Genomic DNA, 12,849 nt, shown 5'->3' on the forward strand with positions numbered 1-12,849 from the left:
AACGAAAACACAGGCTTTATTAACAAAATAAAGCCATTTGCAGGAGCAAATGGCTTTGTAAAAGTATTTGTGAATATTTAAACAAAAAGGGTTTCTTTATCAAAAATGCTTAATGTATCTGGTAAAAGTACTTTTTCTTCACGCAAACAAATTTCTTCTTTTGTTTTTTCTCCCCACTCATTGTAATACTTTGCCATCCTCTTTAAAATTCCAGCAGTACACAATGCATAATTAGCATATTCGCTAACTTCTAATGCGGCATTAAAATGTCTTTCAACTTGCGCTCTACTTTCTCTTGAAAAGTGAATTGAGCTAAGAAAAGCATGATAAAAAATTTGTAGGAAGTAATTCTGAGAAGAAAAAACTTCTTTTTCACATGATTCCAAAAAGGTAAGCTGATCATCATCCAATTCCATTCCTAAACCATGCTGAGCTGATAACTTATAGCATTGGAGAATTCTATAATTAATATTTGCCTTTTTAGACTTAACATTATTGTATAAATGCTCAACATCATCAATCAATTGAATTACCTTATGGAATGATTTCATATAAATTAAAACCATACAAAGAATGAGCTCAAACTCGCCATTAAGTGTTTCGTAGTCACCATCATGTTGTTGGTAAGCCATTTCTCGATAATAAAACATTTTCAATATATCAATCTCATTCGATTCGTCGATAATGAAATGATTATAAATCAAAATACTCGCTAGACGAATAGATATGGTAAAAGCTGAACAGCTAGAATCGGGTTCTTCTGCTTTTAGTTTCTTGTAAATTTCTTTTGTTCCATTAACTTCAAGGGTAAATATTGCACTCAGTAAAAGTAAAGATAGGGATTTGATACGTACACTTTTGCGATAAGCTTTATTTGCAAAAACACCTAAAATCATACGATTCCCTTTTGTCAGAGTGTACACATCTGGAAATTTACCAAATAGATATTTTTCAGCATTTTCTTCTCTTGCAAAATGCTCCATCAACTCCAAATTCTTTTCATCCAAATTAACCGAAGAATTAAGAACTGTTTCAACCACCTTGATATCAGACAAAGTATCTTCACTTAAACTAAAAAAATCTTTTAATTCTAAATGTTTATCGCTTAATAAAGCACTACTGTACAAATAACAAATCAGTCTATTTTTAATCTCATAACCGGCATAATCCTGATCAACAGTCTTTATCAATTGAAAATCGACTCCTCCATTTTTCTGAATCAAATCCATTCCAATTAATGCTTCAAATAATTGATCATTGGAGATGGTAACGTACTTGCAATAACTGTTTAATTCATTTATTGTAATAAACTCGGTTAACAATCCGTATGAAACCAACTCTTCGTATGCTGAAAAATAATTACCTGCAGTTTTTAAATGAATTGGGTATAGATCTCTCAACTCCATTTTTTTAGCTGAAGTACCATTTCGTCCATGCTTTATCAAGCTAATAATACCTTGTATTATATCCATTTTCTCCTCGGCAAAACGAGAAAAGAAAATTTTATTTCGAAGGAACTCGGCCAATAGCTCCTGTCCTTCACTGTATTCATGCCCTTTATTAGGATTATATAATTTAACAAACAATTCCAAAAAGAAAGGATTTGAAATCATCTCTTTTTGACTAAAAGACAGCTCACCAACTTCCAATTTTGCTTCAAAATCTTGATTTAATGTCCGATCAAAAACGTGCTGAATTTCACTCCCTGTTAAAGGGTTTAAATTTTGAGGGTTTAGTTGTTCTATTTTTAATTCCAACTCAAACCAGCTACTTTGTATCGCATTCCCTTTTATAACAAAAGGAATTGCAAATTTCTCCCAAGTTGAATTTCGAGACGTAATGATTAATTTGACTTTTTGAGAATCCTTATGGCTTGATATAAATTGCTTTATTTGAAGAAAAAGACGCTCTAGCTTATTGTTGTCATATGTTATTTCGTCAAGAGCATCGATAACAAAAATAAGACGCCCCTTGCATTCTTCTGGCTTTTCTAAAAAATATTTTAATGAATCTTTTTGATTTAAATCCAACTGCTCTTGCGCCCAACGTTCTAACCTAAAATCCTCATTTAAAAAACCAATCATAAAAGAGGCATTTAAATACAAGATCACATCTTCACTATCTCCTGAAACCCAATTATTTTCAAACCATTTTGCAAGCATTGTGGACTTTCCCCATCCACCTGGAGCAACAAAAGCTGTCGCCATCTTAGTGGATTTCAGAAAAGAATCAATTCTTTGTTCTGCATTAGATCTACTCACAACCGAATCAAACGGAAGTCCTGATTGACCTTTTATTAATTGATAGGTTTCTTGACTAAAACTAAATGCTTTTTTGTGCAGATCTGACCAAGCATTTTCATGCTCATTTACTTTTTCTGGTACGCTTTCTTGTTTTGAACAGAAATCCTGCCAAGACTCGAAGCCAATATAAAGAGAAAGAATGTTTAATGTGAATTTTGCAGGAGATGTTCTAGATTTTAAAAATCCAAAAATACGCCGAACTGTTGTGGTGCTTATTCGACTTCCAGTTTTATCGCATATTTCATCCGCCAGTATTCTACAATCCTTAGTGTACAAAAGTTGGGAACCAAATTTCTTTAAAACTTCAGTTTTTAGGTGTTCAAACATAGTCGTAGTAGTGCTAGAAATAGTGATTTTCTCAAATTCTGGTTGAAATTAGAAAAGAAATGTCACCAAGGCAATCACCAATTTATCTTCAAGCATGATAAATTTATATCTACGTTGTTTGAGTCTATAATAGCGTTATCGAAGATCTGAACTTTCTGAACTCCCTATAATCATTGGCATTTCGAAGCTATACAAGAAAACGTTTTCAAATTATTTAAAGACCATTCAAAAGTTCATTAATTATGTAAATACTATAAAAACCAAAAACACAAAACAAACAACTAACAGCACACTAGTAGTCAACCCATAGCACTAAACTGTCTATTATTACAAACATCAATCACGATCATAGGTAATAATTAGAATATAATCTTTTAAAAAAAAATTCCCGGTCCTACAATAAGTAAAACCGGGAATTTGAATATTCCTTTTAAATAAATACGCTATTACTTAGACTTAAAAGATTTTAAATCCAATCTTAAGTCTTGGATAAGAAATAGCATTCATAAAAGTTGTTTTTTGATCTGCCCCTTGAACTCCAGGCATTTTAACAATTTCAGTATGTTGATACATGAAATTAAATACATTTACTTCCAAACCAATAAATAAGGACTGGGTAAAATAGTAATCAACTCCACCAACTACAGCACCACCTAAACCAATAGCTGTTGCTGTTGCGACACCGCCACCACCAGAATTCACTTCATAATCACCATTCTCCTTTTCCAACCATGAAATCTGAGTTTTCTCAAGACGTTCATACATGAAGTTAAAGCGGCCTCCTAAATAAAAATCAGTATTTCTTAGTGCTCTAACATCTTTATTAAACTTGAAATGATAATCGGCACCTGCAGACATGTAAAGTTTATGGTTTACTGTTTCAGGGCTTCCCTGAATAGCAGGAATCTCAGATCCTACTATAACTGATCCATTTGAATCACTCAATGGCGAAAAGCCAGTATAAGCTTCTTCTCCAGGTGTAGATTTATAACCATATGAACCAAACAGGTTTAATGAAATCTTATCACTCAAAAAGTAATTTAACGAAATACCAGCCATATTTGTTAATGATGCTGGCTCCTTTACTGAGAAATTATCATCAGAACCTAATCTCGAAACATAATAACTATCTGAACCATTATAGATTGAATAATTAGGTAGTACGGATGGATTTATATCAGTAACATCATTATCTCCCAACACCAAAGCAACAGTAAGGTTGCCTTTTTTTGGTAGCAATTCCATTTTACCTTGAGCATTTACAGCAGTACACAATAAAAGTGATAGGGAAATCAAAGAAATAATTTTTCTACACATAACTCTTTGTTTTTGAATTTGATTTCATAAAAGTCTCCTCTCGTGAGAGGAGACTTAGTATTTTCACTTTTAGTTTAATAAAGCATTGTATTCAGCTTGTCTATTATCTAGATTTGCTTTCGTTTCTGCAACCTTTAATGTTAGTCTTGCAATTTCAGCTTCCTCGATCACGATAGCTAATTCTTGATCTCTAACAGCTTCAGCTTGACCATAGTCACCTGCTACAATCTCAGCAAGCATTTTTTCCTCAGCGTAGATATCTTCGTCAACATCCTTGATCTCTTCTTCTAAGGCTTCAATTGCATCATCAATATTTTCAACCATATCTTCAAGCTTCGCTGTTTCTGTATTCTCCGTAGAAGTATTGTAGATAAATACTAAAGCATTCAAACGAGCAACCTCATCTGCAATTAGACCAATAGCATCAGCTTCAGCAGTTTTAGCATCAGCAGCATCTGAAGCCGCAATAGCAGCAGCAGTAGCAGCATCAGCAGCAGCTTCATCAGCAACATCTTTAGCATCTTTAGCAACATCTTCAGCAGCAATAGCAGCAAAATATGCAGCATTTAAATCAGCTACAGAAGCATCAAAAGTAGCTACAAAAGCATCAGAGATTGCTTTTTTAGCAGCATACTCCTCAGTTAAAGCAGCTAACTCTTCTTCTAATAATTCCGTTTCATATGTAGTTAGATCAGGAGCGTCAAGTTCGTCTTGCTTCGCATCCATAGCATCTTTAGCAGCAGATGTTTCTGCCTTAGCAACATCAAAACCATTTTGTCTAGCAGCAACTGTCAAGTAAATACCTTTTTCTTCGTTAGAAGCAGCACCAGCATTTTCTCCTACCCAAGTAGTAATATCAGCATATGCATCAGTAACAACAGTACTAGCATCAGTAACAACGTCAGCAGCAGCATCTGCAGCATCATCAGCAACTTCAGCAGCAGCATCTGCAGCAACTTTAGCAGCTTTTGTAGCAACTACATCAGCATTAGTCTCATTAGTTTGAATCACCTCAGCTACCACTTTTTCAGTTTCCTTAGCATCTCTTTCAACAATAAAAGCATCCCAATCGTTGGTTTCTTTTAAGTCGTTCACTACAGTTAAACTAGCCACAAGCTCAGCTTTAGCAGTGTTTAGAAGAGCAATATCTGCTTCTTTATTACCTTTTACATCAATATTGTCAAAAGCATACTTAAAACCAGCCAATGCATATTTGCTATCAATCAAATTATTATTTGCTTCTAATAAGTCATTTGTTGCATCGTTCCAATCTCCATAAGCATCTGTGTAAAGATCAAATGCATCATTTAAATCATCATTTTTATCAGTAATTAAACCGTTAGCGATAACAGAAAAATTATATTCAGCCTGAAGCTTTTGTCCGTCCAAAATAATTTTCATGTTTTCAAGTGCCATTAATGCGTTAGCTAAAGCAACTTTTTCATTCGCCAACGCTAGCATAGCATTATCACTCTCTACTTGCGCTTCTGCAATTTCAATTGCATTTAAAGCTTCCGTTTTAGCATTTGCAAGTTGTGCAGCTTTAACTTGAGCTTCTTTAAGAGCAGCTTCAAAGTTCTTAAGAGCAGCTTCAGCAGTTCTATAGGCAGCATTTGCTTCTTCAACAGTTGCTTTTGCAAGATTAACAGCCGCTTCAGATTTAAAATATTCTGCTCTAGCATTTCTCATATTTGCTACAGAATCAGATTCTTCATAAGTTTCACACGCAACAAAACTTAAGGCTAATAAGCCTAGAGATAAAAATTTCAACTTCATAATTGTTTTTGATTTTACATTAAAAATTATTTCCAGAACAAAACAGGCTAAATAATGAATTTAAAAACTACTATTATTTTGTTCAGTGCAAATGTATGACATTCAAAATTATGATACAACTATAATTATGTAAATACGTACTTACACAATGCAACTACGTTACAAATGCACATAACTACGTCTATTAAAGCAATTATAAAAGCGATTTCAAAATAATTAAAAAACATAACAAATCAATATTTCATCTGATAAAAAAGTTATGTATTGATATATTATGAGTATTTAATAGGTCAACTAATAGCCACATATATAATTATGTTCCAATAATTTAAAACAAAAAAAGAGAAACGTTAAACGTTTCTCTTTTGAAAATCAATATTTATTTTATCCTATTTTTTTGTTTTGGTAAGTGAATGAGCCAATTGTTTTAATCTTGATAAAAAAACCTTCTTTTTACTTTCAGAAACTTCAATTTCTTTTCCATTTGTTAAAATGATACGTCCACCTCGTCCCTTAATGTATTGACTCGTGTAATTAAGGTTTACCAAATGTTTACTATGTACTCTACAAAATACATCTGGAGGTAAAATCTCTTCAAAATTGGAAAGGACTTTTGAAACCATTAAAACAGTTTCGTCACTTAAGTAGAACTTTGTGTAACTACCATCTGCTTCACATCTTAAAATCTGATTCAATTCAATTATCCTAAGACCATTTGCAGTTGGCAATATGATCTTTTGATGATGATTATTTAAACTATCACAAAGAATTTTTATCTTTTCATTTAAATCAACATCCTGATTATTTTCTTTGTAACGCTCTACTGCTGCCTGCAATTCGATATAGTTAATTGGCTTTAGCAGATAATGAAGAGCTGAAAATTGAAAAGCCTTAATCGCAAAATCATTAAATGCAGTTGTAAAAACGACTTCAAAATCACGATTAGAAACTTTTTCTAATACCTCAAATCCATCCCCATCAGGCATCGAAATATCCAAAAAAACCAGATTTGGCTTTAAATTATTGATTGCTAAAATACCCGACTCAACATTATGAGCAAAGCCGATCACCTCAACACCTGTACAATATCTCTCCAATAATTTATGAAGTGTCGATTGACTCTTCAATTCATCATCAATAATTAATGCTTTTATCATTAGCTCACAATTTACTTAGAACTCTTACAGATCATAAATATATAAAAAAAGCACCCCAATGGGATGCTTTTAAAAATATTTATGTTACAATTATTCATTAATCCCTACCAAGTCAAGAACAAAAGCATACTCCAATGCAACCTCATGATAACGTTCAAATCTACCTGAAGCTCCTCCATGTCCAAAATCCATATTAATTTTAATAAGTAATGGATTTTTATCGGTTTTCATGTCTCTAAGTTTTGCCACCCACTTTGCAGGTTCCCAATACTGAACTTGAGAATCATGTAGACCTGTGGTTACTAACATTGCAGGATAATCTTTAACCTCTACATTATCGTATGGAGAATAAGAAAGCATGTAATCGTAATATTCCTTGTCTTTTGGATTTCCCCACTCATCAAACTCACCTGTAGTTAAAGGTATTGTCTCATCGAGCATAGTGGTTACAACATCCACAAATGGGACTGCTGCAATAATCCCTTTGTAAAGATCTGGTCGCATATTACTAATCGCTCCCATTAACAATCCTCCTGCACTTCCACCCCAGGCAAATACTTTATCTTTTGCAGCAAATCCTTCTGAGACCATAAACTCAGCACAAGCATTAAAGTCGGTAAAAGTATTTATCTTCTTTAACAACTTTCCATCTTCGTACCAATAACGACCCATTTCCTGTCCTCCTCTTACGTGTGCTGTTGCAACAACAAAACCACGATCCAATAGACTCAAACGAACCGAACTAAAATAAACATCTGAACTACTACCATAAGAACCGTAAGCTGACAACCAAAGTGGATTGGTTCCTTTTTTAAATTTATCTTTTCGGTAAACTAATGAAACTGGAACTTTTGTACCATCTTCAGAAATAGCCCAAACACGTTTTGCTTCGTAATTATCTTTCTGAAAATCACCAATAACCTCTTGCTGCTTCTTGATTGTTTTTTCTTTAGAAACCATATTATAATCTATGGTTGAAGAAGGTGTAGTTAAAGACGTATATCGATAACGAAGAACATCTGTTTTAAATTCAGGGTTTGTTGAAATTCCCGCGTTATAGGTTTCTTCTCCAAAGTCTAAGTAATGCTCATCTTTGCCATTCCAATTCATGATACGCAATTGATTTAAGCCATTTTTTCTTTCTCCAACAACTAAAAAGTTTTCAAAAATCTCAAAATTACTTAAGTAAACATCTTCGCGATTTGGAATTACTTCTGTCCAATTAGACTTCTCTGTTTTTGACACAGGAGTTTTCATTAAACGGAAATTTTTCGCTTCTAAATTCGTTCTGATATAAAAATCGCCTTGATAATGATCAATACCATATTCCAAATTATTTTCACGAGCTTGGAATATTTCAAATTTACCATTTGGATTATTTGCTTCTACAAATCGATACTCTGCAGATAAAGTACTGGTAGATCCAATAATGATATATTTTTTCGATTTCGTTTTGTAGCAGAAAGTATAAAATGTATTGTCTTTTTCTTCATACACCAACTCATCCTCTTCGGTAGGTGTACCCAATATATGCTTAAATACCTTGTATGGCAACAATGTTTCAGGATGCTTTATGGTATAAAAGATGGTTTTATTATCGCTTGCCCAAGTAATACCTCCTGTGTTATTCCCAATTTCATCGGTATAAACTTGATCATCCACTAAACTTTTAAACTTAATGGTATATTTTCTTCTACTTACTGTATCTTCCGAAAAAGCCAAAATTTTATTATCCTCACTTACTGAATAATCTCCAACTGCAAAATAACTATAGCCTTTTGCCATTTCAGGAACATTAAGCATGATTTCCTCATCAGCATCTAAAGATCCTTTTTTACGACAGTACAAAGGATATTCTGCATCCCCTTCTGTTCTGCTGTAATAGTAATATCCATTTGATTTGTAGGGCACAGACTCATCTGTCTTTTTAATACGGGCAACCATTTCATCAAACAATTTTGTCTGAAAATCGTCCGTATGCTTCATCATAGCATCTGTATATGCATTTTCCGCATTTAGGTAATCGATAACCTCTGGATCTTCCCTTTGATTCATCCAATAGTAATTATCAATTCTAGTATCTCCATGAACCGTAAGTTCTTTTTTCACCTTTTTAGCTACCGGTGGCTCTGGCGCTGTTGTTTTTTGACTACAAGACATAGCAATAAAGGAAGTTAATGTGACTCCCATAAGTAATTTAATGTTCATAACTATAGGCAATTTATAAGTGTTTGTTAGTACTGAATTTCAAATACGCAACGATAATTCATCCTTACGTAAATTTTGACATCCTAATTTAACAAAAATCACCCTTTATTCAATACAAAATTAGATGGACTCGGATTTGATACGATTAACCGAATAATTAACAAGACGAAAGCACTTTCAGATAAGAAATTCCTAATCGAACTTTGTAATATTCTATATCTTCTTTTAAAAACAAATGCAAATCCTTTACGCTAGATGTTTTATTTAAAGAATAATACGCACTTTCTATTTGCTCTATTTCTGAAGGATTTAAATATTCTGTAAGATCAATATCCGCACCTTTTTCGTATAAAGAAGCCAAATGAGAATATATTGTTACAGGGTTAACCTTCCTAATCTGTGCAATCTCGTCTACCGAATAACCTTGCTTATAAAATTCATAAGTTTCATAAAATGATTGGCTGCTTTTTTTTGCCTCCTTATTTTTTTTCTGTTCAAATTCTAATATCTCATTGATAAAGAATTCGCCATACAATTGATATTTTCGTTCACCAACTCCAGATATCATTTTCATTTCGAATTCACTTGTTGGTTTTTCATCAACCATCTCGTGCAATGTTGCATCAGAAAAGACTAAGTAGGGAGGAATATTCTCTTCTCGAGATATCTGAAGACGTAATTTTCTTAATGCCTCGAACAATCCTTCGCGAGCTTCTTGTTTGGTCGTTTTAACAATTGGCTTAATAGTTGGTTCCGACTTCATCGAAGCCAAATGAACCAAATTAACCATACGCTCCCCAAACAATACTTCCCTACTCTGTTCTGTCAGTTTTAAAGCATTACCTTCATCATAAGCAACTGAAATATAGCCCAAGTTCAATAATTGAAGCATATATTGTTGCCAATCCTGATGCGGAACATCTTTACCGGCACCATAAGTTTTAACCTTATCATATCCCTTAGAAAGAACCTCTTGACGGGAAGAACCTCGTAAAACATCTATAACTGTTCCTGCAGCGACTTGCTCCTTTAGCCGAACAATAGCAGAAAGCGCTTTTTGTGCAATTAAAGTTCCATCAAATTGCTTTGGTGGATCCTTACAAACATCACAATTACCACAATCTTCTTCTAAGTGTTCTCCAAAATAACTCAACAATATTTTTCTTCGGCATATTTGTGCATCACAAAACTGTTGTATACGTTCAAGTTTAGCATTTGAAACTTCTTTCAAAGCCGATTCCTCAATAAACTTTCGGTGAACAATTACATCTGAAAAGCTATAGAACAATAGTGTATCAGCTTTTAAACCGTCGCGACCAGCACGCCCAATTTCCTGATAATAGGACTCTATATTTCGAGGTAAATTATAATGAATTACCCATCGCACGTTCGACTTATCAATTCCCATTCCGAAAGCAATGGTTGCGCAAATAATTGGTATATCGTCGTTAATAAAATCCTCTTGACGCTTCGCTCTTTCTTCCGGCGATAATCCGGCATGGTAATAACTGGCATTAACACCCGAATTTCTTAACTTCTCAGATAAACCTTCACAAGCTTTACGGCTCAAACAGTATATAATACCAGATTGATGTGGGCGTTGTCTTAAAAAACCAAGAATACTCTTAAATTTATCTTTCCCAGGTGCTACTTTCAAACTCAAATTAGGTCTGTCAAATGATGAAAGAAACCTTTTGGGCTCATTCAAACCTAATTGGTTAATAATGTCTTTTTGAGTCAAACTATCAGCAGTAGCTGTCAAAGCAACAACCGGCACCAAAGGAAATTGCTTTTTCAGATAGGCCATCTTAGAATATTCAGGACGAAAATCGTGTCCCCAGACCGAGATACAATGAGCCTCATCAACAGCAAAAAGATTCACTTTAAGTTGTAAAAGCAAGTAATAGAATTCTTGACTTACCAATTTCTCGGGAGACACATAAAGCAATTTTATTTTCCCCTCGTGTATATCTTCAATAATCTCATTTTGAACCTGAGTCGATTGAGAACTATTTAAAAAGCCAGCTTTTACTCCGTTGGCTTGCAAACCTTCAACCTGATCCTTCATTAATGCAATTAAAGGAGAAACTACAATGGCCACACCTTCCATCATTAAAGCCGGAATCTGATAACACAAAGATTTACCCCCTCCGGTAGGCATGATAACTAAAGCATCTTCACCTTCAAGAATTGATTGAATAACCTCATCCTGTAAGGGACGAAATTTATCGTATCCAAAATATTTTTTTAAGGCTCGTTTTGCTGTAGACATTGATCACATTTAATTGGGATGACAAAGCTAGTACAATTGCTGATAGGTAAAAAATGATTTTATTAACAAGGCTGTTAAACTTCTATAAAACCCATTGTTCGTAACTTTGAAAAAGATGTTTTTACAACACACAAAATAATTCAAAAAACTGACAAAGATCATACAAATAAAATGATTCCATATCGAGCAAAAAATTACTTTTGACGCCAACAACAAACAACAAACACTCAAGTTAAAACTATGAACGCAATTAAGTCGATTAAAGAGACTAATTTCCTTAAACAACGAAGATACGAAGCTGTGATGTTCCTGATCACTTTCTTTGGTATTTTCGGCTATGTAGGTCACACGATGGGAGTAGCTAACATGCTAAACACTATTATGAACACAGCCTGGGATCTTCTTATGAACACAGTATTCTACATTATGGGTATTACTGTACTATCTGGAGCTCTAGGTAAACTACTTATCGAATTTGGTGTCGTACGTCTGTTAGAAAAAATTCTAGCCCCACTAATGAAACCTCTTTTTAACCTTCCAGGTGTAGGTGCATTAGCCGGAGTTTTAACTTTTCTTTCTGATAATCCAGCTATCATCAGTTTAGCTAACGACAAGAACTTTAGCAAGTATTTTAAGAATTACCAATTGGTATCCTTAACCAATTTTGGTACTGCATTCGGTATGGGACTTATTGTGATTACATTTATGTCTACACTTAAGATTCCTGGTAATGACGAAAACTTATTTATTCCAGCTCTTATTGGACTTGTTGGTGCTTTATTCGGAGCTGTTGTTTCGACAAGGTTAATGCAAAGATTAATCAAAGGGCATATTCCTGTTCGAGAAGATAAAGATTATGAAGGAGCAACTGAAAAAATTAGCTTTAAATCGGAAGGTGGCGTATTTCTTCGATTCCTTAATTCCATATTAGATGGTGGTAAATCTGGTGTAGATTTGGGATTAGCTATTATACCTGGTGTATTGATTATCTCAACTATGGTGATGATGCTAACGTTCGGACCTAAAGATCCTGCCATTGGATACCAAGGTTTAGCTTACGAAGGTGTTACCTTACTTCCAGATCTTGCTGGTCACGTTTGGTGGTTATTCGAAGGTTTATTTGGTTTCAAAAACCCTGAATTAATTGCATTCCCTGTTACTTCTTTGGGAGCTGTAGGTGCTGCTTTATCTCTTGTAAAAGCATTTATCGCTAAGGGAATTATCGATGGTAATGTGATTGCTGTATTTACAGCAATGGGTATGTGTTGGAGTGGCTATTTAAGTACTCACACAGCTATGCTTGACACTTTAAACTATCGTGAACTAACATCAAAAGCACTTCTTTCTCATACTATTGGAGGTATTTTGGCAGGAACATTTGCCCACTACCTTTATTTACTTGTAAATATGTTTCTATAAATATATTTCACACCTATATTTTAAAATGCCATCTCGTTTGAGATGGCATTTTTTTTATGGAATTAATGCA

7 protein-coding genes are annotated in these 12,849 nt (G+C 33.9%); 1 reads left to right on the forward strand and 6 read right to left on the reverse strand.

The features are described 5' to 3' along the window. Nucleotides 1–77: 77 nt before the first annotated feature. The 6 genes from L3049_RS07160 to recQ form a co-directional block, all read right to left on the reverse strand. Complete coding sequence (locus tag L3049_RS07160; protein ID WP_275109120.1) at nucleotides 78–2,630, reverse strand: NACHT domain-containing protein; 2,553 nt, start codon at nucleotides 2,628–2,630, stop codon at nucleotides 78–80. A gap of 456 nt (nucleotides 2,631–3,086) precedes the next feature. Then, nucleotides 3,087–3,947 carry a BT1926 family outer membrane beta-barrel protein gene (locus L3049_RS07165; RefSeq protein ID WP_275109121.1) on the reverse strand — a complete coding sequence of 287 codons (861 nt, stop codon included), beginning with the start codon at nucleotides 3,945–3,947 and terminating at the stop codon, nucleotides 3,087–3,089. Between the two features lie 69 nt (nucleotides 3,948–4,016). Further along, nucleotides 4,017–5,723, reverse strand: a complete 1,707-nt coding sequence (locus tag L3049_RS07170) for a hypothetical protein (protein WP_275109122.1) — start codon at nucleotides 5,721–5,723, stop codon at nucleotides 4,017–4,019. Between the two features lie 389 nt (nucleotides 5,724–6,112). Further along, nucleotides 6,113–6,880, reverse strand: coding sequence for a LytR/AlgR family response regulator transcription factor (locus tag L3049_RS07175; RefSeq protein WP_275109123.1), 768 nt, complete (start codon nucleotides 6,878–6,880; stop codon nucleotides 6,113–6,115). Nucleotides 6,881–6,970: 90 nt separating this feature from the next. Then, a complete protein-coding gene (locus L3049_RS07180; protein ID WP_275109124.1) occupies nucleotides 6,971–9,088 on the reverse strand; it encodes a S9 family peptidase in 2,118 nt (705 codons plus the stop codon). A gap of 157 nt (nucleotides 9,089–9,245) precedes the next feature. Beyond that, nucleotides 9,246–11,360: a DNA helicase RecQ gene (gene recQ, locus L3049_RS07185; protein ID WP_275109125.1), complete on the reverse strand. Its 2,115-nt coding sequence runs from the start codon at nucleotides 11,358–11,360 to the stop codon at nucleotides 9,246–9,248. Nucleotides 11,361–11,600: 240 nt separating this feature from the next. Between recQ and L3049_RS07190 the strand changes: the two genes are divergently transcribed. Further along, a complete protein-coding gene (locus tag L3049_RS07190; protein WP_275109126.1) occupies nucleotides 11,601–12,779 on the forward strand; it encodes a CD0519/CD1768 family membrane protein in 1,179 nt (392 codons plus the stop codon). Nucleotides 12,780–12,849 lie beyond the last annotated feature (70 nt).

Origin of the sequence: Labilibaculum sp. DW002 (genome assembly GCF_029029525.1) — a bacterium.
Taxonomy (GTDB): domain Bacteria; phylum Bacteroidota; class Bacteroidia; order Bacteroidales; family Marinifilaceae; genus Paralabilibaculum; species Paralabilibaculum antarcticum.

Coding starts and splice junctions, on each gene's coding strand:
- L3049_RS07165 (WP_275109121.1), bottom strand. CDS start 3,947: ATGTGTAGAAAAATTATTTCTTTGATTTCCCTATCACTTTTATTGTGT.
- L3049_RS07170 (WP_275109122.1), bottom strand. CDS start 5,723: ATGAAGTTGAAATTTTTATCTCTAGGCTTATTAGCCTTAAGTTTTGTT.
- L3049_RS07190 (WP_275109126.1), top strand. CDS start 11,601: ATGAACGCAATTAAGTCGATTAAAGAGACTAATTTCCTTAAACAACGA.
- L3049_RS07175 (WP_275109123.1), bottom strand. CDS start 6,880: ATGATAAAAGCATTAATTATTGATGATGAATTGAAGAGTCAATCGACA.
- recQ (WP_275109125.1), bottom strand. CDS start 11,360: ATGTCTACAGCAAAACGAGCCTTAAAAAAATATTTTGGATACGATAAA.
- L3049_RS07160 (WP_275109120.1), bottom strand. CDS start 2,630: ATGTTTGAACACCTAAAAACTGAAGTTTTAAAGAAATTTGGTTCCCAA.
- L3049_RS07180 (WP_275109124.1), bottom strand. CDS start 9,088: ATGAACATTAAATTACTTATGGGAGTCACATTAACTTCCTTTATTGCT.